Here is a 21,929-nt window from a genome sequence, read left to right on the forward strand (position 1 = left end):
CGGACAGGAGTACACACCCCGTTCTGGCGCTTTCGACACAAGTGCACCACTCACCCCGTACGCCGCGCTTGCCGGTTTGCCCGTCGGACGAACGGGTACGGGCCGCCCTATCGCCGCCGACACGGAGGAGATGGTGATGTCGACCGGATACTGGGGAAACGGGCCGTTCGGCGGGGACCCGTTCGACGAGTTCATGGCCCAGTTCCTATCCCCCGGCCAACCCCGGGCCCGACTCGACCTGGGCAAGGTCATGAGCCAGGACGCCCGCGATCTGCTCCAGGCCGCGGCCGGCGAGGCCGCACAACTGGGCAGCGGTGATCTCGACACCGAGCACCTGCTCTGGGCGATGACCCAGCGACCGCCGCTCAACGAACTGCTCTCCCGCGCGGGCGCCGATCCGGCCACCCTGGCCGGCGAGATCGAGCAGCGCGACCGCAAGGGCGGCGCGGTGCCGGGGCCGCCGGCGCTGACCCCGAACGCCAAGCGGGTGCTGCTGCAGGCGCACCAGATCTCCCGCCGGCTCGGCTCGTCCTACCTCGGCCCGGAGCACATCCTGCTGGCGCTGACGCTCAACCGGGAGACCGAGGCCGGGCGGCTGCTGGCGATGCACGGCATCAACCCGGAGTCGCTCCAGGCCGCGGCCCAACCGGGCGCGCCGGCCGCGCCGCGCGTGCCGCAGCAACAGGAGTCGACAACCGGAACACCGACCCTCGACCAGTACGGGCGAGACCTGACCGCGCTGGCCCGGGAGGGCCGGATCGACCCGGTGATCGGGCGGGCCGACGAGATCGAGCAGTGCGTCGAGGTGCTGGCCCGGCGCACCAAGAACAATCCGGTCCTGATCGGCGAAGCCGGTGTCGGCAAGACCGCGATCGTGGAGGGCCTGGCGCAGCGGATCGTCGACGGCGAGGTGCCGCGCACGCTGACCGGCAAGCGCCTCGTGCAACTCGACGTGACCGGCCTGGTCGCCGGCACCCGCTATCGCGGCGACTTCGAGGAGCGGCTCAAGAACCTGCTCGACGAGGCCCGCGAGCACACCGACGACCTGGTGGTGTTCATCGACGAGATCCACACCGTGGTCGGTGCGGGCGCCGGCGAGGGCGCCACCGACGCGGCCCAGATCCTCAAGCCGGCGCTGTCCCGCGGTGAGCTGCACGCGGTGGGCGCGACCACATTGGACGAATACCGGCGCTACATCGAGAAGGACGCCGCGCTGGAGCGTCGGTTCCAGCCGATCCTGGTGCCGGAGCCGAGCGTCGACGACACCATCGAGATCCTGCGCGGCCTGCGCGACCGCTACGAGGCCCATCATGGCGTGCGGTTCACCGACGAGTCGCTGGTCGCGGCGGCCGAGCTGTCCGACCGCTACCTGGCCGACCGGTTCCTGCCCGACAAGGCGATCGACCTGATCGACCAGGCCGGCGCGCGGGTGCAACTGCGCAGCGGCGCGGTGGCCAAGGACGAACGCGAGACTGAGCAACGGATCGAGCAACTCTGCCGCGACAAGGACCAGGCGGTGGCGGCCGAACTCTACGAGCGCGCCAGCGACCTGCGCGACCAGGTGGCCGCGCTGCGCAAGCAGATCGAGGACAGCGGCGGCGGCAGCCGCGCACAGGTGCCGCAGGTGACCGCCGATGACATCGCCGAGGTGGTGTCGCGGGCCACCGGCATCCCGGCGCGGCAGCTCAGCGAGGAGGAGAAGGCCCGCCTGGCCAACCTCGAGCAGCGACTGCACGAGCGGCTGATCGGGCAGGACGAGGCGGTCGCGGCCGTCGCACAGGCGATCCGCCGGTCGCGGACCGGGCTCGGCGACCCGAACCGGCCGATCGGCAGCTTCCTGTTCCTCGGCCCGACCGGCGTCGGCAAGACCGAACTGGCCCGGGCGCTGGCCGAGACGCTGTTCGGCAACCAGGACCGGATGATCCGGCTGGACATGAGCGAGTTCCAGGAGCGGCACACGGTCAGCCGCCTGGTCGGCGCCCCGCCCGGATACGTGGGTTACGAGGAGGCCGGCCAACTGACCGAGGCGGTCCGGCGCAGGCCGTACGCCGTCGTGTTGCTCGATGAGATCGAAAAGGCCCATCCAGACGTGTTCAACCTGCTCCTGCAGGTGCTCGACGACGGCCGGCTGACCGACAGCCAGGGCCGCACCGTCAGCTTCAAGAACACCGTCCTGATCATGACGAGCAACCTGGGTTCCGAGCTGATCACCGCCGAGCAGGCGTCGGTCGGCTTCGAGACGGCCGGCAGCGGCAACGCGCAGCGTGACCTGCGCGACCGGATCACCCGCCGGCTGCGCGAGGAGCTACGCCCGGAGTTCATCAACCGGATCGACGACATCGTGATCTTCGGCCGGCTCGAGCCCGAGCAACTGGCCCGCATCACCGACCTGATGCTGGAGCAGACCCGCCGCCGCATGCACGCCCAGAACATCGCGGTCGAGTTCTCCGCGGCGTCGATCCGCTGGCTGGTCGAGCACGGCTACGAACCGGCATATGGCGCGCGCCCGATGCGCCGCACCATCCAGCGCGAGGTCGACAACCGGCTCTCCGAGATGATGCTGGACGGCCGCGTCAACGCCGGCCAGAAGGTCCGCGTCGACGAACGCGACGGCCAACTGACCTTCGAAGTGGAATCGACCGTAGCGGCCTGATCGCGGGCATTGATCTGCCGGACGCCGTTCGCGCGTCCGTCGGCCTCTGAGCGCCCGAAGTACAGTCGGCGGCGGTGCGTAGCCACATCGTCGAAGGAGACCGACATGTCCACCTGGCTGATCACCGGCTGCTCCAGCGGACTGGGCCGGGCGCTGGCCGAAGCCGTCCTCGACGCAGGGGACCAGGCCGTCGTCACCGCCCGCCGCGCCGCGTCGGTCGCGGACCTGGCCGGCCGCTACCCGGACACAGCACTGGCGCTGGCCCTGGACGTGACCGACCCGGCGCAGGTCACCGACGTCGTACGGCAGTCCGAGGCCCGCTTCGGCGGCGTCGACGTGCTCGTCAACAACGCCGGCTACGGCTACCGGGCGGCCGTCGAGGAAGGCGACGACGCGGACGTGCAGCGGTTGTTCGCCACGAACTTCTACGGCCCGGTCGCCCTGATCAAGGCGGTGCTGCCGGGCATGCGCGCCCGCCGCGACGGGGCGATCGTCAACATATCCTCGATCGGCGCCCGGGTCTGCCCGCCCGGTTCCGGCTACTACGCCGCCACCAAGTCCGCACTGGAAGGCATGACCGGGTCACTGCGCAAGGAGCTCGAACCGCTGGGCATCACCGCGATGGTGGTCGAGCCGGGCGCCTTCCGCACGGACTTCTCCGGTCGCTCCCTGACCCAGTCCGCGACCGTCATCGCCGACTATGCCGGCACCGCGGGCAAGCGCCGCAAGGAGGTCGACACCGTCGACGGCACCCAGCCCGGTGACCCCGCGAAGGCCGCCCGCGCTCTCATCGCCGCGGTCAACTCCGACCGGCCACCGGCGCTGCTGCTGCTCGGCGCCGACGCGGTCGGTTCGTTCGGCGGCGTGCTCGACGCCCAGCGGGCCGAACTCGACGCCTGGCGGCAGCTGAGCACGAGCACCGACCTCACCGATTGACGGCAGCGCGAACGCGCCTCGGCGCCCGATCACGCCGGCGCGTGCGGCCGCAGCCAGGGTGAGAGCCGGGCCGCGGTGACCCAGGCGACCACGACGGCGACGATCACCAGCGAGACGAGGTTGGTCGCCTCGGAGGCCAGGAAGAGCAGCGTCAGCAACACGGCCGTGAGTGGCAGGCCGCCCAGCATGACCACCGTCATCGCGCCGGTGCCCATGCCGACGCCCGCGGTCAGGGGTAGGCCGGCCAGATGGGACAGGGCGAGGCCGCCGGCGGCGCCGATGAACATGCCGGGGAACGTCGGGCCGCCGCGGAAGGCGCTCAGTGACACGCCGTACGCCAGGCTCTTGCAGAGCACGAGCAGCAGCAGTTCGCCGACGGACCAGGTGCCGGCCTGTTCGATGAGGGGTGGGAGCGCGTTCTGGCCCGAGAAGAGGACCTGTTCGGCGCCCTTGGTGGTGACGCCGGCGAACAGGGCGGCGAACCCACCGACGACGAGGCCGGCCAGCACGGTCAGCAGCATCGTGCGACGGGAAGCGATCGCCTGGATCTGGAAGGCGAGGCGCCGGATCGCGGTACCGAGCACCGCCGCGGCCAGTCCGATGACGATCGCCCAGCCGAACTCGGCGACGGTCGGCGTGCCCAGGTGCGGCACGTTCGGCACCGCCAGCGAGAACGTGCCGAAGCCGGTCAGGTGGTCGAGGCCGACGAAGATGAGCGCGCCGATGCCCGCCGCGAGCAACCCGGGTGCCAGGACCACGCTGGTCATGGCGCCGCCGGCGCCCGCCGCCTCGAGGATCAGGAAGGCGCCGGCGAGCGGTGAGATCAGCAGGGTCGCGATGGCCGCGAAGCCACCGGCCGCACCGATCAGCACGATGGCCTTCTCCGGTGTGTCCCGTTTGATCAGCCGCGCGATCAGCACCGCCAGACCCGCACCGATCAGCAGCAGCGGTGCCTCCGGCCCGAGCACCGCACCGAACACCAGGGTGGCGAGCGCCGCCCAGGCGATCCCGGGCAGGTCGCGCGCGGCGACGGTGCCGCCGGTCTTGAACCCTTCCGCCGGGTTGTGACCGCCGGTGCCGGGCAGATAGCGCAGGCCGAGGCCGACGATCAACCCGCCCACCGCGACCACCGGGATCGGCCACCAGTCGGGCGCGCCGGCGAAGCCCAGGTCCTGGGGCAGGTCGGTGAAGAAGTAGCGCTGTCCCCTGTTGACCAGTTCGAGGAAGTAGTAGGCGACGATCGCGACCGGCACGCCGACGAGCGCGCCCAGGAACAGCAGCCCGACATAACCGCGGGTCCTGAGCAGATCCATCGGCTTGGGCGCGTCCGCCGACGGACCAGTCACGACATCTCCCCCCGATGCTCTACTTTCCAGACTAACCGGACAGACCGCAGCGAAAGGCGGTCAACCTGTTTACCGGCGGCAGCGCTGGAAACCCGACACGTGATCAGCGGGTCGACGACCCGGGGAGCGAGGGGCCAATGGGAGCTCCGTTCGACGCCGACGCCGGATTTGACGCGGTCCTTACCGGCCGTCTGGTCGAACCCGTGTTCCAACCTGTCATCGCCCTCCACGATCGGCGGCCGGTGGGGTTCGAGGCCCTGGCGCGCGGACCCCAGGGACGGTTCCACGACGCTCCGGCACTGTTCGCCGCCGCGGCCCGGGCCGGCCGTTCGGCGGAACTCGACTGGCTGTGCGCCGACGCCGCCGCGCGCCACTACCGGAAGGCCGCCCTCCCCGAACTCGCCCTGTTCGTCAACCTCAACCCGGACACGCTGGCCACCGAACCGCCGGTCGGACTGCGCGATCTCTACATCGAGCTGACCCGGCACCACCCGGTCGTCCTGGAGATCACCGAGCAGGCCGTGATGCGCGAGCCCGGCCGGCTGCTCAAAGCGGTCGTCGACGCCCGCAGCCGCTCCGCCCGCATCGCCCTCGACGACGTCGGTGCCGACCCGGCGAGCCTGGCGGCCATGCCACTGATCAACCCGGACATCATCAAACTCGACCGGTCGATCGTCCAGAGCCGGTCGCGGTCCTGGGCGGTCTCCCAGGTGGTCAACGCGGTGCTCGACGAGGCGCAGCGGCGTGGGGCGCAGATCCTGGCGGAAGGCATCGAACGGCGCGAGGATCTCGATGCCGCGCGGGCGATGGGCGCCACGCTTGGCCAGGGCTGGTTGTTCGGCCGCCCGGGTCCACTGCCGGAGCGCGTGGAGCCCTCCGCGGAACCGCTGGCCCGGGTCCAGCCTCGCGAGGTCGCCTGCGCCACGCCCTTCGAGGTGCTGGCCCCGGACGCCCAGGTGCATCCGACCACCGACGAGATGTACGCGACGATGGCCGGCAACATCGAAAACCAGGCGGCGCAGACCGCGAACCCGGCGATCCTGGCCGTCAACATCGGCGACGGTGAACTCGACGACGCCGCCCGCATCGGCTACAACCAACTCGCCGGCAGAGGCATCAACGTCTTCGTCCTCGGCCGACACGTGACCGCGCTGCCCGGCGGTCGTGTCCGCGGCATCCCGCTGGCCGACACCGATCCGCTACTACGCGAACGGAGCGTGCTGTTCGTCGGCAGCCGCTACGGCAGCGGCACCTTCGCCCGCCGCCACGGCTCCAATCCCCGCGACGCTTACCGGGCCGGTGTCTGCTACGACGCCGAGAAGGTCATCGAAGCCATGCTCACCCTGGTCAACCGCCTGCCGAGCTGATCCGTCACTCGTTCGGGTGCACCGGCCGCGCGCCTTCGTGAACGAGCGAGCGCCGCGGCCGATGCTGATCGGCGTGGCGACCTACCTCTACCGCTGCCCCCGCGACGGCGAGTTCGAGGTGCGCCTCCCGCTCGGCGCAGCCACCACGACAGTCCCGTGCGCCCGGTGTGCAGGCGACGCCGCCCGGGTCTGGTCGGCGCCACACCTGGGCCGCACGCCCCGCCCGCTGGCCGCCGCGATCGAGCAGGCCGGCCGCAGCGCCGAGACGCCGACAGTGGTGTCCCGGCAGCCTCGGAGCCGGCCGCCACAGGTCCCACGCGGGCTGCCCCGGATCTGAATCAGGGGCTCACGAACGGCGCGCGCCACGGGGGCGCGGCGCGGCGAGAAGGAGTGGGCATGCCCGAGGTCATCTTTGGGTTGGACTCGACCAAGCGGTTCCGCGAACAGGAGAAGATCGGCCACAACCGGTGGCACCCGGCCGTCCCGCCGGTCGCCACGGTCAAGCCCGGTGCGACCTTCCGGGTGCACTGCCGGGAGTGGTTCGACGGCGAGATCCACAACAACGACTCGGCCGACGACGTACGCGACGCACCGCTGTCCATCGTGCACGCGCTCAGCGGGCCGTTCGCGGTGCAGGGCGCCGAACCGGGCGACCTGCTGCTCGTCGACATCCTCGACGTCGGGCCGATACCGCAGGAAGACTCCGGGCCGCTGGCCGGGCAGGGCTGGGGCTACACCGGCATCTTCGCCAAGCAGAACGGCGGCGGCTTCCTCACCGACCAGTTCCCCGACGCCTACAAGGCGATCTGGGACTTCAAGGGCCAGGTCGCCACCTCACGGCACATCCCCGGCGTCTCGTTCACCGGCCTGGTGCACCCCGGCCTGATGGGCACGGCACCGTCGGCCGACCTGCTGCGCAGATGGAACCAGCGGGAGACGGCGCTGCGGAACACCGACCCCGACCGGGTGCCGCCGCTGTCGCTGCCACCACTGCCGCAGGACGCCGTGCTGGGCACGCTCACCGGGTCGGCGTTCGACGACGCCGCGGCGGAGGCCGCCCGCACCGCACCGCCCCGTGAGAACGGCGGCAACCAGGACATCAAGAACCTGACCAAGGGCTCGAGGATCTTCTACCCGGTGTACGTACCCGGCGCCAATCTTTCCGTCGGCGACCTGCACTTCTCGCAGGGCGACGGCGAGATCACCTTCTGCGGCGCGATCGAGATGGGCGGCTTCGTCGACCTGCACGTCGACGTCATCAAGGGCGGCATGCAGACCTACGGCGTCTCCGAGAACGCGATCTTCCTGCCGGGCAACAACAACCCGCAATACAGCCAGTGGCTGGCGTTCTCCGGTGTTTCGGTCACATTGGACGGTGAACAGCGCTATCTCGACGCGCAACTGTCGTTCCAGCGGGCCTGCCTGCACGCGATCGAGTACCTGACGAAGTTCGGCTACAGCCCGGAGCAGGCGTACCTGATCCTCGGCGCGGCGCCGATCGAGGGCCGGTTCTCCGGCGTGGTCGACATCCCGAACTCATGCGCCACGGTCTACCTACCGACCGAGATCTTCGACATCGACGTACGCCCGTCCGCGTCCGGTCCGGCGCAGGTCCGGAAAGCAGGCAAGCCGGTGCCTAAGTCGTCGTTCTAGACCTGGTGCGGTTCCACCACTGCGCGAGGGTGACGGCGGCGAGGACGAGCAGGGCGCCGGCCAGAGCGAACCAGACGGTGATCTCCATGTCCTGCTTCTGCAGCACGATGTTGCTGGGCAGGTCACGGAGCACCCGGGTCAGCTCGGCGGCGTCGCCGGCCTGGTAGTACTCGCCGCCGGTCAGGTCGGCCACCTCGCGCAGCGTCGGCTCGTCGATGTTCTGGTAGCGCCGGCCGCCGCCGAAGCCTCCGCCGCCGAAGCGCGACCCGTCGCCGAAGATCGCGGCGTCGCCGCTGACCTGGTCGCGGCTGCAGACCATCGACGCGGGCTGGGTGGTGCCGAAGCCGATCGTGTAGACCCGCAGGCGCCGGGCCGCCGCCTCGCCGGCCGCGGTGGTGGGGTCGACGCCCTGCGTGTTGCGACCGTCGGTGAGCACGACGATCGTGTCGGGCTCGTAGTCGCCGCCGCCGGCGGCCGCCGGCAACTCCACGCCGGTCGGCGGCACGTCGGGGTTGACCTCCGCGATCGCGTCGACCGAGGTGAGAATGGCCAGCCCGATCGCGGTGCCCCGGGCCGTCCGTAGCGTGTCGATGGCCGCGATCAGCGCCTTCTTGTCGGTCGTCGGCTCGACCAGCAGCCCCGCCGTGGACGAGAACGTGACCAGGCCGATCCGCGCCCCGTCGGGCTGGTCGGTGACGAACTCGCGGGCCGCCTGCTGTGCGGCGGTGAGCCGGTTGGGCGGCACGTCGGTGGAGCACATCGAGCCGGACGAGTCGATGGCCAGCATGATGGTCGTCGAGTTGGCCGGTACCGGCACGGACGCCTGCGGGCGGGCGGCGCCGGTGGCGAGCACGACGAGGCCGGTGGCGAACAACCAGATGGGGATCCGGCGGCGCCAGCGGGAGGTGGCCGGCACCGCGGCGCGGACCAGGGCGACGCTGGGCAGCCGCACCGTTTCGCGGCGTCGCCGGTGGCGGCTCCACCAGCGGTAACCCAGCAGGGCGGGGAAGGCGAGCAGCGCGGCCAGGGCCCAGGGCCAGGTGAACGACATCAGATGATCCGTCCGAACCAGTGGATCGTCAGCAGCGCGCCGGCCATCAGCAGCAGCAGCGCGAAGGCCACGACCGGGCCGGTCAGCTCGACCGGTTGGTCGTCGATCGTGGTGCGCAGGTCGAGGTCGCGGTAGGCGGCGTCGAGCGCGCCCTCGTCCTGGGCCCGGTGGTAGGCGCCGCCGGTCGCCGCGGCGATCTGGGTCAGCAGGTCTTCGTTGAGCGCCGTCGACACCTGGTAGCCGTCGATGTCGACGGTCCTGCCCTCGACCGTCCCGACGCCGACGGTCTGGATGTGCACGCCCGCGATCGCGGCCAGGTCGGCGGCCAGCAGCGCGTCGGGCCCGCCGGTGTCCTCGCCGTCGGTGAGCAGCACGATCGTCGCGTCGCCGCGGTAGGGCAGGTCGGGCGGTGGCGCCGACGGCTCCGGCAGGCTCACCGGCTGGCCGACGATCGCGGTCAGCGACGCCAGGATCGCCTGGCCCAGCGACGTGCCGCCGGTCACCCGCAGCCGCTTGATCGCGTCGACCGTCTCGGTGTGCAGGTTGCCCGGCGTGTGCGTGTTGAGCGCGCCCTGGCTGAACGCGACCACGCCGACGTCGACGCTGTCGGGTTGCGCCTCGACGAACGAGATCGCCGCGGCCTGCGCGGCGGCGAGCCGGTTGGGCGCGATGTCGTCGGCGGCCATGCTGTTGGACACGTCGAAGGCCAGGATCACGGTGCCGGACGTACGCGGCACGCCCAGTGTCGCTTGTGGACGCGCGACGGCGAGCAGCAGGAACACGACGGCGGCCAGGAACAGCACGGTCGGCAGGTAGCGGCGCAGGTTGCCGGTGGCCCGCACGCCGGCGGCCCGATATGCCTGCGCGCGCTCACGGTGCAGCCAGCGCAGGCCGGCGGCGCAGGCCAGGCCGACCAGCACGGCGACCGCGAGCATGACGGGGTGTGCGACGCTCATCGGCGCCCCCGCCTGGCCCGGCGGACCATCTCGACCAGCGCCTCCACCAGATCCTCGTCGCTGCGCACCCGGTGGGCGGCCACCCCGGCGCGGGCCATCGCCTCGTCCACGGTCGACTCGCGCACCGCCACCTCGGCCCGGAGCCGCTCGCGGAACAGCGGGTCGCCGGTGTCGGCCAGCACCTGCTCGCCGGTCTCGGCGTCTTCGACCAGCACCAGGCCCAGGTCGGGCAGTTCGAGTTCGACCGGGTGCACGACCCGGATCGCCACCACCTCGTGGCGCAGCGCGAGCCGGGTCAGCTCGCCGGCCCAGTCGCCCTCGCCGATGAAGTCGGAGATGACGAAGACCAGGCCGCGCCGGCGGGCGTTGCTCGCGGCCAGCCGGATCATCGCGGCCAGGTCGGTGCTGCCACCCCCGCGATCCGGCGTCGGCGCGGTCACCAGGTCGGTCAGCCGCAGCACGTGATCGCGGCCGGTGCGCGGCGGCACCACCTGGTGGCGGCGGTTGTCGTAGAGGATCGCGCCGACCCGGTTGCCGCCCCGGGTGAACAGCCGGGCCAGGCAGACGGCGAGGTCGGTGACCATCGAGTCCTTGCCCTGGGCCGTTTCCCCGAACCGCATCGAGGCGGACTGGTCGAGCACCAGCCAGGCGGTCAGCTCGCGGTCTTCGGTGTATTGCCGCACGTGCGGCTGGTCGAGCCGGGCGGTGACGTTCCAGTCGATGTGCCGCACGTCCTCGTCGGGCGCGTACTCACGCAGGCTGTCGAAGTCGATCCCGGTGCCGCGGAACGCCGTGCGGTAGGCGCCCTGCAGCCGGCCGTCGAGCCGGCGGAGAACACGCCACTCGAGTTGGCGCAGCAGGCGGTCCGGGGCGGTCGTCATGGCCGGGCGGCCCGTTGCAGCGGAGCGTCCGGCACAGGTGTCGCGGCCATCACCCGGGTGAGGACGTGGTCGGCCGTGACGTCGTCGGACACGGCCTCGTAGGAGAGCACCAGCCGGTGCCGGAACACGTCGAGGACCAGTTCGGTGACGTCGGCCGGCACCACGTAGTCACGGCCGCGGATGAACGCCAGCGCCCGGCCGGCCAGGATCAGGTTGATCGAGGCACGCGGGCTGGCGCCGAAGCTCACGTAGCGGGCCAGGTCACCGAGCCCGGCCGCGGCCGGTTCGCGGGTCGTGTTGGCCAGCCGGACCGCGTATTCGATCAGCGCGGGATCCACGTACACCCGGTCGACCTGGCTCTGCATCTCGACGAGCCGCTCCGGGTCACTGACCGCCTGCCCGGCCGCGGTCGCGGCGATCGCCCGCTCGACGATCACGAACTCTTCGGTCGCGCTCGGGTAGCCGACGAGGACCTTCATCATGAACCGGTCGACCTGCGCCTCGGGCAGCGGATAGGTGCCCTCCGACTCGATCGGATTCTGCGTCGCCATCACCAGGAACGGGCGCGGCACCTGGTGTGTCTCGCGGCCGATGGTCACCTGCTGCTCCTGCATCACCTCGAGCAGCGCGCTCTGCACCTTCGCGGGCGCCCGGTTGATCTCGTCGGCGAGCAGCAGGTTGGTGAACACCGGGCCGAGCGAGACCTGGAACTCGCCGCTGTGCTGGTGGTAGACCCGGGTGCCGACGATGTCGGCGGGCACCAGGTCGGGGGTGAACTGCACCCGGTGGAACTGGCCGCCGATCGCAGCCGCGAGCGCCTTGACGGCCAGTGTCTTGGCCAGGCCCGGCACGCCCTCGACGAGGATGTGCCCGCGGGAGAGCAGGGCCACCAGCAACCGTTCGAGCAACACGTCCTGGCCGACGATGGTCTTCTTGACCTCGTACAGGATGGGCTCGGTGTCCATGCGCTCTCCTACTGCTCCGGGCCGGGTGGTCCGGTGCCGTCGCCGCCACCACCGAGGGCGGCGCCGATCGGCACAGCGAAGCCGACACCCACGAAGGTGCCGGCCGGGGTCGGATTGAGCAGCGCGACGACGATGCCGACCGTCTCGCCACGGGCGTTGACCAGCGGCCCGCCCGAACTGCCGGGGTTGACGGCGGCGTCGAACTGGATCAGGCCGCGCAGCCGGGTGCCGTCGGTGCCGGACGCGACCCGCTCCAAACCGGACACCACGCCGGCGGTGGTGGTGTCGGTCAGCCCGAGTTGGTTGCCGATGGCCACGACGTCGTCGCCGACGTCAAGCCGCCCGGCGTTGCCGATCACGGCCGGCACCACGACGCTGGGCAGGTCTGCCGGTGCCAGCATGGCGATGTCGTTCTCCGGGTCGCTACCGGCGAGGGTGGCCGCCGTTTCCGTGCCGTCCGGGAAGGTGATCTCGATGTCCTTTGCGCCCTTGACCACGTGGAACGCGGTGACGATCAGCCCGTCCGCGTTGGCGACCACGCCGGTGCCGTTGCCGGCGCCCCGGATCGCGACCACCGACGGCACGAGGGCGGCGTAGACCTGCGCTGGGGTCAGCGGCGGCGCGGTGGTCGGTGACGGGCTCGGCCGGGCCTGGGGGGTCGCCTTCCCGCCGGCCTTGAACGCGACGACGGCGGTGAGGGCCATCAGCACGACGACGCCAGCGGCGATCAGCAGGCTCCGCCGCGGGTGGCGGGGCGGCGGCGGAACGCTCGCGACCTCGTCGGGCACGATCATCGCGGACCGCGGCCCACGCATAGGTGCATAGCGCCACCCTAACCGCGCGCCACCGCGATGCTAAATGTCCGTCCTTTCGAGACCGCCGTGCGGCCCGGCCCTCAGGCGTGGCCGGTGAGCGGGTCGAAGGCGTAGAGCCACTCCAGATCGGGGGACAGGCCGTTGCCGACCGCGATCGCGGCGTCGCGGGCCTCCTGCTCCGGCCCGTCGGGCAGGTGGAACCGTGTCGCATTGCCGCGGGAGATCTGCTGCACGCGGGCGGTGCGGTCGTGGCGGAGGGCCTCGTAGCGGGCCAAAGCCGCCGGCACGTCGCTGTCGTCGCGCAGGCAGGCGGCCAACACCGCGGCATCTTCGATCGCCTGGGCCGCACCCTGCGCGCCATAGGGCAGCATCGGGTGGCAGGCGTCGCCGAGCAGGGTGACCGCGCCCTTGCTCCACCGGTCGAACGGGAGGCGGTCGAACAGGGCCCACTTGAGCGGCGCCGACAACTCGTCGATCACCGCGCGGACCACCGGATCCCAGCCGGCGAACGCGGCCCGCAACTCGGCGGGGTCGCCGTGGTCGGTCCACGACTCCCGGGTCCAGGCGTCTTCCTCGATCACGCAGACCACGTTGAGCAACCGCCCGGACGAGACGAAGTAGTGCACACAATGGCTCCCCGGACCCATCCGCACGGTCGAGGTGTGTGTCAACGGCAGGCCGGCGACCCGCTCGGCCGGGATCAGGCCCCGGAAGGCCACGTGCCCGGTGAACCGCGCGTCTGCGGCGCCCAGGATGGCGTGCCGGACCAGAGAGTGGATGCCGTCGGCCCCGACCACCAGGTCGGCCGTCTCCCGCCGGCCGCCCGCGAACCGCACCTCGGCGCCGCGCTCGCCGGGCAGCACGTCGACGCAGCGGGCGCCGACCTCGACCGGGACCCCCGCGGCCAGCACCGCGTCGCCGAGCACCGCGACCAGGTCGCCCCGGTGTGCGTGCAGGTAGGGCGCGGCGTAGGCGGCCACCATCGCGGCGCCGAGCGGCGTCGCCGAGAGCAGCCGCCCGTCGTCCCAGCGGCGGAACTCGAACGCGGTCGGCTCGACGGCGATCGCCCGGACCGCCGGCAGCACGCCGAGCGCGTCGAGCACCCGGGTGGCGTTGGGCGCCAACTGGATGCCGGCACCGACCGCGCCGACCGCCGGCGCCTGCTCGAAGACCCGCACGTCGACCCCGGCCCGCCGCAACGCCAACGCGGCGACCAGACCACCGATCCCGCCACCCACGACCGCCGCCCGAACAGTCATGGACCACATCATTCCCGATCGATGCGCCCGGCCGCAGTCCGGTTTCAGCGGCGCCGATGGGCACCGATCAGCAGCGGCCACAGGGCCTGGTGGTCGGGATGGGCGGTCATCGCCTCGGCCAGGTCGGCCTGGAACCGCTGGGCCTGCGCCTCGGTGATCGTGCCGAGCGTGATCCCGACCGGGGTGACGCTGCGATAGGTCGCGGCCAGCATCCCGCCGGTGGTCGCCAGCCGGTCGATCCGCCCGGTGACCACCGTGCCGTCCGGCAGCGCGCCGGTCGCCTCCGCGAACAGCCGCGGCAGCCGGTGGCCCAGCCCGACGTCGCGTCCGGCCGCCGCGTAGGTGCCGAGGAAACCCCGCCGCCACTCGTCGAGCACCGGCAACGGCGGGTCGAGGGCGACGCCGCGCATGTCGTAGTCCTGCACCACCAGGGTGCCGCCCGGCGCGGTCCACTCCCACATCCGGCGCAGCACGGCGACCGGGTCGGCCACGTGCAGCAGGATCAACCGCCCGAAGACCAGGTCGAAACCGCCATCGGGTACGGGGTCCGCCCGCTCGATGTCGCCCTCGACGAACTCGCACTGCCGGTGCCCGTCCTCGACCAACCGGTCGACCGCCGCCCGGCCGAGGTCGCCGTCGACGTCGACACCCACCACCCGGCCGGTCGCACCGACCCGCTGTGCCATCAGCCGCATCGTCTCGCCCGGCCCGCAGCCGACGTCGAGGCAGCGCGCGCCGGGCGCCAGCCCCACCGTGTCGAGCAGCGTGCCGGTGGCGTCGGCCCAGATCCGGGCCTGGTCGCGCAGCCGCGCGTACTCCGCCGCCGTCCGTCCCATCACGTATGTCATGGTCCCCAGGCTGGTCCTGGCGGCACGGTGCGCGCATCGTGGAGCGCACACGGAGATTTGCCGGGCAGGCATTCGCCTCTGTTCCGATGTCACAGCTGACCACCAACACCGCCGCCGTTCCGGCCGGCGACGCCACGCCGCCCGGGCCGCACCGCCGGCCCTGGTGGTGCTGGTTCACCTGGGCCGACCTGGCCCTGGTCCCGCTCGCCCTCGGGCTGGTGTTGATGATCCGGCGGGCGGCCTACCACCACCCGCTCTGGCTCGACGAGCAGATGATCGCCCGCAACATCCGCGACCGCGGCTTCCTCGATCTCGCCGGCGCGCTCGACTACAACCAGAGCGCGCCGCTGGGCTGGCTCTGGGCGCAGCACGCCCTGGTCTCGGCGTTCGGCACGGACGAATACGTGCTGCGGGCGCTGCCCCTGCTGGCCGCGGTCGGCACCCTGGTGCTGGCCTGGCTGGCCGGCCGGCGCTGGCTCGGCCCGGTCGGCGCGGTGGCCCTGGTGTCACTGTTCGTGGCCAACGCCTCGCTGCTGCGTTACTCCGCCGAGGTCAAGCAATACACCGGCGACCTGTTCTGGACGCTGCTGCTGCTGTTCCTGACGATGGCGTTGCTGGAGAAGGCACGCCCGACCACCCGCCAGTACGTGACGTGGTGGTCGGTCGCGGCGCTGGCCTGCCTGTTCAGCATGGGCGCCATGCTCGCGACCCCGGTCTTCGCGGTCGTCGTGGTGGCTACCGCCTGGCTGCGGGCCGGCTGGCGCACCGGTTTCACCCAGGCGTTCCGGGCCGCGTGGCCGTTCCTCATCTGGCTCGTGGTGTTCGGGGTGCACTACCTGGCCTCGCTGCGCTACGTGGTCGGCAGCGATTTCATGGCCATCTTCTGGGGCCGGCGCGGCTACCCGCCGGCCGACGCCGGCAAGCGCGAGACGCTGGACTGGGCCTGGGACCGCCTCCAGGTGCTCGGCACCGACCCGCTGCACCTGTCGTCGCCCGGCACCGGCGCCGGCTACCTGAAAACGGCCGCCCTGGTCGTCTGGTCGCTGTTCCTGCTCGGCTGCCTGGCAGCCGCCTATTTCCGCCGTCCGTGGAGCGCGTTGCTGCTCGGCGTGCCGGTGCTGGCCTACGGCCTCGCGTTCGCCGAGGTGGTCCCGCTCTACATGCGGATGGCGCTTTGGATCGTGCCCTGCGTGTACGTCGCGGTCGCCTGCGCGATGGCCGCCGCCGCGAAGCTGGCGGTGGCCGCCGTCCATGCGCTGCGCGGCCCGGCCCGCACCTCCTGGCGCGGCGGTGCGGCACTGATGGGCGGCCTCGCCGGCGCGGTCGCCGTGGTGACGCTGGCGGTGCTGGTGGCCCCGCTGATCAAGGCCCGCACCGCGCCTGAACCCCCGCCCGGCCTCGACGAGCGGGCCGCGCTGGCCTGGCTGTCGACCCAGCACCGGCCCGGCGACATGACGATCGTGCTGACGGCCAGCGCCCACGCGGTCGGCTGGTATGCCGACGACGTGCTCCGCCCGCGGGCCGAGCCCGCCCACGTGCCGCCGAAGGCCGGCCAGCCCTGCGCGGGCCAGACCCTGGGCCAGCTCACCGACGGCTATCAGCGGGTGATCCTGTTCGGCTACACGAAGAAGGGCGAGGCCGCGGCCACCGCCGCGCAACTGCGCACCGACCTCGCGGCGCTCGGCACGGTCGCCGCTGAGCGCGACTTCGGCCCGGCAGCGCTGACCCAGATCATCAACCTCTTCCCGGCGGCCCGGCGCGGCCCGACCACCGGCTGCTACGTGGCCATCCTGGGCGACGTCGACTGACGATCCACAACCTCGTTTGATCCTTCGGGCCTCCGGTTGCGTACAGACAGGTGGCCCGGTGGAGCCTGCCGCCGGGCAGGGACGAGGAGGTCTGGCATGCACGCGGTCGCCGCCGCGACGCCCGGTGTCGTCCCGCCCGCGAACTGGGGCTTTCCGCCCAGGTCACGCGCCCTGTCAGGGGCGGCTAGAGACGTGCCGCGGTGCGCAGGACACAATGACCGGGTGCAGCGACGTTCGGGTTCCGGCGACCCCCCTGCCGGGGCTGCCACCCCCGGTGACCCCGACGAGCTCATGCGGCTCCTTTATCGGGAGCATTCGGGCCCATTGTTGATGTTTGTCCTGCGGCTGACCGGCGGCGACCGCCAGCGGGCCGAAGACGTGGTGCAGGAGACATTGCTGCGGGCCTGGCGCAACGCCGACCGGCTCAGCACGTCGGGACACACCTCGTTGCGGCCCTGGCTCGTGACCGTCGCCCGCCGGATCGTGATCGACGAGCACCGCAGCGTGCTGGCCCGGCCGCGCGAGGCCTACGACGAAGACCTCGAACGCTTCTCCGAAGCCGACGGCACCGACCAGGTCCTGCGCCGGATGACGATCACCGCCGCGTTCAAGAGCCTGAGCCCGACCCATCGCGAGATCCTGCTGGCCACCTACTTCCGGGGCCGCACCGTTCCGGAGGCGGCCGAAGAGTTGGGCGTGCCGCTGGGCACGGCGAAGTCGCGCGTCTACTACGCCCTGCGTGCCATGCGCGAGGCGCTCGAAGAGCGCGAGGTGACGGGGTCATGAGTCGCGAGCAGCACTGGGACGTCGCGTCCTACGCACTCGGCGTCCTCGACGAGGCCGACACCGAGCGGTTCGAGGCACATCTGGCCGAGTGCTGGGTCTGCGCCGGCGAACTCGAGTCGTTCCTGCCGGCGGTCGACGCGCTGGCCGAGGTGAACGGCGCCGACCTCGCGGTGACCGAGCGGATCGACCGCGACGGCGCGTTGCTCCGCCGGACGTTGACCGCGGTGGGCGACGACCGCCGCCGGGTGCGCCAGCGGCGCCTGCTCAGCATCGCGGCCGGGATCGTGCTGATCGCCCTGATCGGCGGATTCGCCCTGTTCGCCGGTGCCCGCTGGGTGGCCGACCCGCAGGTGGTGGCGGCGCCGACGGCAACGGCTGGTGTCGGGCCCGGTGAGCCGTTCAGCGCCACCGACCCGGCCACCGGGGTGCACGCCGACCTCGCGGTCGACTCGCGGCCGTTCGGCACCCGGATCTCGTTCGCCTTGAGCAAGCTCGAAGGGCCGGCCACCTGCCACCTCGTCGTGCTGGCCGACGACGGCCGCAGCGAGGTGGTGTCGAGTTGGCGGGTGCCGCCGGAGGGTTACGGCACGGCGGAGCGACCCACCCCGCTGATGTTGCAGACGGCCACCTCCATGGCCGTCGACGACATGAAAGCCGTGCAGGTGCAGGTGGTCCACGCCAACGGGGCGACCAGCCCGCTGGTCACCGTCCCGATGTAGCTCACGGGCAGAATCGCCCGATCACCTCGCCGGCCACCGCGTGCAGCGTGTCGCCGGTGCCACCGCCGAGTAGACCGGCGACGACGGCGTCGATGGTCGCCGCGGTGAGCACGCCCTCGGCGTTGCGGCGGAACTTCGTCGCCACCTCGTCGGCGGTTATCGGATCGTCGGGGTTGCCACGGGCGTTGCGCACCGACTGGCTGGCCGACGAGCCGTCACGCCAGCGAACCGTCACCCTGGCCGGCCGCTCTCGGGGCAGCGCCGCACTGTAGGCCGGTTCCTCGCGCAGCCGCACCAGCGCGGCCAGCGCCCTCACCTCGGGGCGGGCCAGCCGTTCGGGCAGGAAACCGCCGGCGGCCAACTCGCCGTCGAGAGCGAGGGTGGCCAGGCTGACCGGCACCGAGAAGCGGGCCTGCATGTCCGAGGTCGCCTCGGTGGCCGCCAAGGACGCGGCGAACGCGAACGTGTCGACCTCGATCGCGGCCAGCCCGCCGCGGTCGTGCGCCGGGTCCGGCACGTCGGCGACGGCGGCCCGGAACGCGTCGAGCGTGGGATGCACCCAACGGGCACAGGCGTACGGCTTCAGGTAGCTGTCGGCCAGCCGCCAGCGGGTGCCGAGGCCGCCGTTCAACTCCGAAGTGGACAGATCCGTGCACACGACGCCGTCGAGCAACCCGGTCAGCAGGGCCGCGGATCCGACCGCGCCGTCGGCGGCCCGGCCGGCGGCCGCGGCACCGTAGTAGGCACCCAGCCCGGTCCACAGGTTGCGCACCGTGCCGCCGTGCATCGGCACGGCCAGGGTCGCGGCGAGCGGCACCGAGCCGGCCAGTTCGACCGCGGTCGCCGTGGTCGCGGGGGACAGGTCGTGCAGCAGGGCGGCCGCGACGGCCGCGGCGATCGGGCCGTGTATGCCGTGCGGGTGCAGCCCGGGCCGCAGCGTGGTGCCGGCGCCGAAGCGCATGCCGATCTCGTTGGCGATCAGGAAGATCTCCAGCAGCCGGCGGTCGTCGATCCCGCCCGCGGCGGCGTGCAGCAGCACCGGCAGCGAGTGCGGCGCCGGGTGCGCGGTCGGCACCGGTGGCAGGCGGTGCCCCTGCGGGTGGAACGAGCCGCCGGAATCGGCGTCGAGCCAGGTGGCCGCCGCCCCGAGGGTGACCAGCCGGCCGAACGGAAGATCCGGCGACGCGGCGGACCGCAGGCTGTCGCCGAACGCCTGTACCGCCGGATAGCGCAACCCGCCGAGCAGCGCGCCGAGCGTGTCGAGCAGCAGCAGCCGGGTGAAGCCGACCACCGCGTCGGGGGCGTCGTCGAGCGTGGCCGCGTGCGCGAACGCCCCGATCCGCGCGGTGTCTATCTCGGTCATGGTCAGTCCTTCGCTGTGGTCAGGCCGGTGCGGACGGCGGTGGCGAGGTCGGCGAGCCGGTCCAGCACGCCGCCGAGGGCACCGGCCAGCACGACGCCGTCGACGCCGAGCGCCCCGAACGCCGCGAACCGCGCGGTCACGGCCGACACGTCCCCGGTGACCACGAACCGATCCCGGACGAACCGATCGGCCGCGACCGACAGGCCGTCCCGGCGGGCGTCGGTGGTCCCGGCCGACCCGCCGTCCCGGCGGGCGTCGGTGTTCCGGGCCGACCCGCCGCTCCGGCGGGCGTCGGTGGTCCCGGCCGGCAGGTCGCTCCGGCGGGCGTCGGCGGTGCCGTGCCGCCGGTAGTCGTGCGCCGCGGCGGCCGCGGCGACCGCCTCGCGCAGGTCCGCGGGCACGTCGAACCAGTCCGGGGCGTTGACGAGCCGGGCCGCGCACGAGCCGAGCACCGGAGCGGCGGCGGCGTCCGCCTCCGCCTCGGTCGCCGTCACGACCGCGCGGGCGAATACCCAGACGACCGCGTCGGGGCGGGAAGCGCGGGCCAGGGCGACCGCCTTGCCGACGGTCGCCGGGTCGGCGCCGGCGTCGACCAGCACGCCGCCGAGCCGGGCCGCGGTGGCCGTGATGGTGCGCGGGCCGGACGCGGCGCCGAGCAGCCGGATCGACGGAGACACCAGCTCGCGCAAAGTGTCCAAGGACTGCTCGTAGGCGCGCATGGACGGCGGGGCGAGACCCTCGTTGCGCACCGAACTCTCGCCGCGCCCGACCACCGCGAGGACCCGACCGGGGTGGTGCGCGTCGAGGGTGCGCACCGCGCCGGCGACCGCGGCCGGGTGCCGCAGGCCGAGGCTGAGCACGCACGGTCCGGCCAGCCGGGAGTCGGTGCCGCTGAGCACCCGCTCGGTCTCCAGCAGGCAGTCCGGGAACAGCCGGGGGCTGTCGGCCAGCGCGACACCGTCGAGGCCGGCGGCGAGCGCGTCCCGGGCCAGGTCGACCGGGTCGACCGTGCCGGCCGGGCGGGCCACGTTGAGCAGGATCATCGCAGCGTCCCGAGGATCTCCCCGACGGCCACGTCGGCGGGCGCGCGGTCCAGCGGTGCGGGGTCGCCGGCCACCACGGCGAGGGTGTGGGCCAGACCGCCGTGCATGCCGACGATTCCGGCTGACCGGGCCCGCAGCGCCAGCCAACCGGCGGCGGGCGCGTGCCCCGGTTCGGTCGACGGCGGGCCGATCACCATCAGGCTCGCGGCCAGGTCGAGCAGGGCCGGCAGGTCCGCGTCCGGTACTCCGGCCAGGCGGGCCGCGGTGACCGTCGCCGCGATGACGCCGGTGTGCAGTGGCGCGGAGGTGGGTACCTCGCTGTCGAGGCCGGCAGCGACGGCACGCGCGAGGTCGGCGGCGGAGCGCCCGTGTTCGGCGCCGACCGCGAGCCCGATCAGCGTGAGGCCGGCCGCGGGCCCGAGACCGGCCCGCGCGCACCGCGCGCCGTTCCACAGCAGCGCGGGGTAGGTCTCCGCGCGGGTGCCCGTCCCGATCAGCGGGAAAGCACCGTCCGCCGTGCCGATCCGGGCCGCCCAGGCGGCGAGGTCGGCGTCCGGCGCCGGCAGCGCCGCGAAGTCGGCCAGCACCGCACCGGGCTGTCCCCAGTGGACGGTCACGCCGCCAGGCTTTCCCGGGTCACCTCGGTGCTCTCGGCGACGAGGTAGAACTTGAACTTCGTGCGGCCGGCCGGGCCGCGCTCGGCTGGCAGTGGGTTCTGCTCGAACCAGCGCAGATAGTTGGCGTAGGCCTCTTCGTCGGCGTAGTGCATCTCCGCGATCCGGTAGAACGTGTAGCCATCCGGCACCGTGGCGGTGCCGCCGGACGCCTGGCGCACCGGGCGCAGCACCTTGTTGAAGACGATCCGATCGAGGTACGGGTTGGCCAGCAGATCGGGTGCGTGCACCTCGAACAGCCAGCGCTCGTACTCCTCCGGACTGACGCCCTCTTCGATGCCGTACCCGAGAATTGTCTTGATCATGTCGGTTCTCTCCTCACCGTCCACTGATGGGACTGCGCGCCCACGCCGAACCCCTCCAACCGCACCCGCACCGGACGGATCCGGACGCCGACCAGTTCGGCGACGACCTGCTCGTCCGTCCGCAGTGGAGCCTTGTCGAGCCCCCTGGCCCGCTGCGCGGTGACCTGCTCGCGGTAGACGGCCACCGTCCACTCCGGTGGCATCGGCTCGGCCAGGCCGCGGATCGCCACCATGCGCGGCGGCAGCAGGCCGAGGTCGAAGACGTGCGGGCGCTCGTTGCTGGCGCCCGGCGCCGGCGTGCCGACCCAGCTGACCAGCGTGTGCGGGTCGCGCTTCCATTGCTCGAGCCGCCGGTGCGTGTTGCGCTGCACCAGGCTGACCGACCAGTCCGGCGCCAGGAACGCGGTCATCGTGCGCACGACCGGGAAGCCGGCCCGGTCGATGGTCGTCACCTGGGCGAAGCCGGCCTCGTCACGGACAAAAGCCAGGGCGCGTTCCATC

At 72.6% G+C, this 21,929-nt stretch carries 20 protein-coding genes and 1 pseudogene; 8 read left to right on the plus strand and 13 right to left on the minus strand.

The window, feature by feature from the left end:
- The first annotated feature begins 136 nt into the window (after window positions 1-136).
- Together AB0J74_RS27885 and AB0J74_RS27890 are read left to right on the plus strand one after the other, a co-directional pair.
- Window positions 137-2,653: an ATP-dependent Clp protease ATP-binding subunit gene (locus tag AB0J74_RS27885; protein WP_363453014.1), complete on the plus strand. Its 2,517-nt coding sequence runs from the start codon at window positions 137-139 to the stop codon at window positions 2,651-2,653.
- A 105-nt stretch (window positions 2,654-2,758) separates the two neighbouring features.
- Window positions 2,759-3,589, plus strand: a complete 831-nt coding sequence (locus AB0J74_RS27890) for an oxidoreductase (protein WP_363453016.1) — start codon at window positions 2,759-2,761, stop codon at window positions 3,587-3,589.
- Between the two features lie 29 nt (window positions 3,590-3,618).
- On the opposite strand, the gene AB0J74_RS27895 is transcribed toward AB0J74_RS27890, so the two are convergent.
- Window positions 3,619-4,935 (minus strand): chloride channel protein, encoded by a 1,317-nt coding sequence (locus AB0J74_RS27895; protein ID WP_363453018.1) that lies wholly within the window; start codon window positions 4,933-4,935, stop codon window positions 3,619-3,621.
- Between the two features lie 137 nt (window positions 4,936-5,072).
- On the opposite strand from AB0J74_RS27895, the gene AB0J74_RS27900 reads away from it, so the two are divergent.
- The 3 genes from AB0J74_RS27900 (at window position 5,073) to fmdA (ending at window position 7,955) form a co-directional block, all read left to right on the plus strand.
- Window positions 5,073-6,302: an EAL domain-containing protein gene (locus tag AB0J74_RS27900; RefSeq protein ID WP_363453020.1), complete on the plus strand. Its 1,230-nt coding sequence runs from the start codon at window positions 5,073-5,075 to the stop codon at window positions 6,300-6,302.
- Window positions 6,303-6,363: 61 nt separating this feature from the next.
- A complete protein-coding gene (locus tag AB0J74_RS27905) occupies window positions 6,364-6,639 on the plus strand; it encodes a zinc ribbon domain-containing protein (protein ID WP_363453022.1) in 276 nt (91 codons plus the stop codon).
- A 59-nt stretch (window positions 6,640-6,698) separates the two neighbouring features.
- Window positions 6,699-7,955, plus strand: coding sequence for a formamidase (gene fmdA, locus AB0J74_RS27910; RefSeq protein WP_363453024.1), 1,257 nt, complete (start codon window positions 6,699-6,701; stop codon window positions 7,953-7,955).
- Here the strand turns inward: fmdA and AB0J74_RS27915 are convergent.
- The 7 genes from AB0J74_RS27915 to AB0J74_RS27945 all read right to left on the minus strand — a co-directional run bounded on the left by AB0J74_RS27915 (window position 7,939) and on the right by AB0J74_RS27945 (window position 14,730).
- Complete coding sequence (locus AB0J74_RS27915) at window positions 7,939-9,006, minus strand: VWA domain-containing protein (RefSeq protein ID WP_363453026.1); 1,068 nt, start codon at window positions 9,004-9,006, stop codon at window positions 7,939-7,941. The two genes, fmdA and AB0J74_RS27915, sit on opposite strands and share 17 nt — an antisense overlap.
- Window positions 9,006-9,962 (minus strand): VWA domain-containing protein, encoded by a 957-nt coding sequence (locus tag AB0J74_RS27920; RefSeq protein ID WP_363453028.1) that lies wholly within the window; start codon window positions 9,960-9,962, stop codon window positions 9,006-9,008. The genes AB0J74_RS27915 and AB0J74_RS27920 overlap by 1 nt, the downstream gene beginning before the upstream one ends.
- Window positions 9,959-10,843 (minus strand): DUF58 domain-containing protein, encoded by an 885-nt coding sequence (locus AB0J74_RS27925; RefSeq protein WP_363453030.1) that lies wholly within the window; start codon window positions 10,841-10,843, stop codon window positions 9,959-9,961. Before AB0J74_RS27925 ends, AB0J74_RS27920 begins: the two co-directional genes overlap by 4 nt.
- Window positions 10,840-11,808, minus strand: coding sequence for an AAA family ATPase (locus AB0J74_RS27930; RefSeq protein ID WP_363453032.1), 969 nt, complete (start codon window positions 11,806-11,808; stop codon window positions 10,840-10,842). The genes AB0J74_RS27925 and AB0J74_RS27930 overlap by 4 nt, the downstream gene beginning before the upstream one ends.
- Window positions 11,809-11,816: 8 nt before the next feature.
- The gene (locus AB0J74_RS27935) at window positions 11,817-12,623 is read right to left on the minus strand and encodes a trypsin-like peptidase domain-containing protein (RefSeq protein WP_363453034.1); all 807 of its coding nucleotides are present in this window, start codon (window positions 12,621-12,623) and stop codon (window positions 11,817-11,819) included.
- An 80-nt stretch (window positions 12,624-12,703) separates the two neighbouring features.
- Window positions 12,704-13,882 carry an FAD-dependent monooxygenase gene (locus tag AB0J74_RS27940; protein ID WP_363453036.1) on the minus strand — a complete coding sequence of 393 codons (1,179 nt, stop codon included), beginning with the start codon at window positions 13,880-13,882 and terminating at the stop codon, window positions 12,704-12,706.
- Window positions 13,883-13,926: 44 nt separating this feature from the next.
- Window positions 13,927-14,730, minus strand: coding sequence for a methyltransferase domain-containing protein (locus AB0J74_RS27945; RefSeq protein ID WP_363453038.1), 804 nt, complete (start codon window positions 14,728-14,730; stop codon window positions 13,927-13,929).
- Between the two features lie 86 nt (window positions 14,731-14,816).
- On the opposite strand from AB0J74_RS27945, the gene AB0J74_RS27950 reads away from it, so the two are divergent.
- The 3 genes and pseudogenes from AB0J74_RS27950 (at window position 14,817) to AB0J74_RS27960 (ending at window position 18,043) form a co-directional block, all read left to right on the plus strand.
- Window positions 14,817-16,538, plus strand: a complete 1,722-nt coding sequence (locus AB0J74_RS27950; protein WP_363453040.1) for a hypothetical protein — start codon at window positions 14,817-14,819, stop codon at window positions 16,536-16,538.
- Between the two features lie 282 nt (window positions 16,539-16,820).
- Window positions 16,821-17,324: pseudogene (locus AB0J74_RS27955) on the plus strand (sigma-70 family RNA polymerase sigma factor); the annotation flags it as partial.
- Window positions 17,321-18,043 (plus strand): zf-HC2 domain-containing protein, encoded by a 723-nt coding sequence (locus AB0J74_RS27960; protein WP_363453042.1) that lies wholly within the window; start codon window positions 17,321-17,323, stop codon window positions 18,041-18,043. The pseudogene AB0J74_RS27955 and the gene AB0J74_RS27960, both read left to right, overlap by 4 nt.
- Window position 18,044: 1 nt before the next feature.
- Here AB0J74_RS27960 and AB0J74_RS27965 read toward each other — a convergent pair whose 3' ends face one another.
- Genes AB0J74_RS27965 through AB0J74_RS27985 form a run of 5 tightly spaced genes read right to left on the minus strand, consistent with a single transcriptional unit; the run spans window position 18,045 to window position 21,928 of the window.
- Entirely contained in the window at window positions 18,045-19,406 is a 1,362-nt protein-coding gene (locus tag AB0J74_RS27965) for an MmgE/PrpD family protein (RefSeq protein WP_363453044.1), read from the minus strand.
- A 2-nt stretch (window positions 19,407-19,408) separates the two neighbouring features.
- Complete coding sequence (locus AB0J74_RS27970; protein WP_363453046.1) at window positions 19,409-20,449, minus strand: LLM class flavin-dependent oxidoreductase; 1,041 nt, start codon at window positions 20,447-20,449, stop codon at window positions 19,409-19,411.
- Window positions 20,446-21,066: a hypothetical protein gene (locus AB0J74_RS27975; protein ID WP_363453048.1), complete on the minus strand. Its 621-nt coding sequence runs from the start codon at window positions 21,064-21,066 to the stop codon at window positions 20,446-20,448. Before AB0J74_RS27975 ends, AB0J74_RS27970 begins: the two co-directional genes overlap by 4 nt.
- Complete coding sequence (locus tag AB0J74_RS27980) at window positions 21,063-21,428, minus strand: hypothetical protein (protein ID WP_363453050.1); 366 nt, start codon at window positions 21,426-21,428, stop codon at window positions 21,063-21,065. Before AB0J74_RS27980 ends, AB0J74_RS27975 begins: the two co-directional genes overlap by 4 nt.
- On the minus strand, window positions 21,425-21,928 hold the full coding sequence (locus AB0J74_RS27985) for a hypothetical protein (protein WP_363453052.1): 504 nt from the start codon (window positions 21,926-21,928) through the stop codon (window positions 21,425-21,427). The genes AB0J74_RS27980 and AB0J74_RS27985 overlap by 4 nt, the downstream gene beginning before the upstream one ends.
- Between the last annotated feature and the right edge of the window lies 1 nt (window position 21,929).

Origin of the sequence: Asanoa sp. NPDC049573 (genome assembly GCF_040676615.1) — a bacterium.
Taxonomy (GTDB): Bacteria; Actinomycetota; Actinomycetes; order Mycobacteriales; family Micromonosporaceae; genus Asanoa.

Bases quoted from the DNA above. Each gene is read 5' to 3' on its own strand.
- AB0J74_RS27885 (WP_363453014.1), top strand. From the start codon at position 137: ATGTCGACCGGATACTGGGGAAACGGGCCGTTCGGCGGGGACCCGTTC.
- AB0J74_RS27890 (WP_363453016.1), top strand. From the start codon at position 2,759: ATGTCCACCTGGCTGATCACCGGCTGCTCCAGCGGACTGGGCCGGGCG.
- AB0J74_RS27900 (WP_363453020.1), top strand. From the start codon at position 5,073: ATGGGAGCTCCGTTCGACGCCGACGCCGGATTTGACGCGGTCCTTACC.
- AB0J74_RS27905 (WP_363453022.1), top strand. From the start codon at position 6,364: ATGCTGATCGGCGTGGCGACCTACCTCTACCGCTGCCCCCGCGACGGC.
- fmdA (WP_363453024.1), top strand. From the start codon at position 6,699: ATGCCCGAGGTCATCTTTGGGTTGGACTCGACCAAGCGGTTCCGCGAA.
- AB0J74_RS27915 (WP_363453026.1), bottom strand. From the start codon at position 9,006: ATGTCGTTCACCTGGCCCTGGGCCCTGGCCGCGCTGCTCGCCTTCCCC.
- AB0J74_RS27920 (WP_363453028.1), bottom strand. From the start codon at position 9,962: ATGAGCGTCGCACACCCCGTCATGCTCGCGGTCGCCGTGCTGGTCGGC.
- AB0J74_RS27925 (WP_363453030.1), bottom strand. From the start codon at position 10,843: ATGACGACCGCCCCGGACCGCCTGCTGCGCCAACTCGAGTGGCGTGTT.
- AB0J74_RS27930 (WP_363453032.1), bottom strand. From the start codon at position 11,808: ATGGACACCGAGCCCATCCTGTACGAGGTCAAGAAGACCATCGTCGGC.
- AB0J74_RS27935 (WP_363453034.1), bottom strand. From the start codon at position 12,623: ATGCGTGGGCCGCGGTCCGCGATGATCGTGCCCGACGAGGTCGCGAGC.
- AB0J74_RS27940 (WP_363453036.1), bottom strand. From the start codon at position 13,882: ATGACTGTTCGGGCGGCGGTCGTGGGTGGCGGGATCGGTGGTCTGGTC.
- AB0J74_RS27945 (WP_363453038.1), bottom strand. From the start codon at position 14,730: ATGACATACGTGATGGGACGGACGGCGGCGGAGTACGCGCGGCTGCGC.
- AB0J74_RS27950 (WP_363453040.1), top strand. From the start codon at position 14,817: ATGTCACAGCTGACCACCAACACCGCCGCCGTTCCGGCCGGCGACGCC.
- AB0J74_RS27960 (WP_363453042.1), top strand. From the start codon at position 17,321: ATGAGTCGCGAGCAGCACTGGGACGTCGCGTCCTACGCACTCGGCGTC.
- AB0J74_RS27965 (WP_363453044.1), bottom strand. From the start codon at position 19,406: ATGACCGAGATAGACACCGCGCGGATCGGGGCGTTCGCGCACGCGGCC.
- AB0J74_RS27970 (WP_363453046.1), bottom strand. From the start codon at position 20,449: ATGATCCTGCTCAACGTGGCCCGCCCGGCCGGCACGGTCGACCCGGTC.
- AB0J74_RS27980 (WP_363453050.1), bottom strand. From the start codon at position 21,428: ATGATCAAGACAATTCTCGGGTACGGCATCGAAGAGGGCGTCAGTCCG.
- AB0J74_RS27985 (WP_363453052.1), bottom strand. From the start codon at position 21,928: ATGGAACGCGCCCTGGCTTTTGTCCGTGACGAGGCCGGCTTCGCCCAG.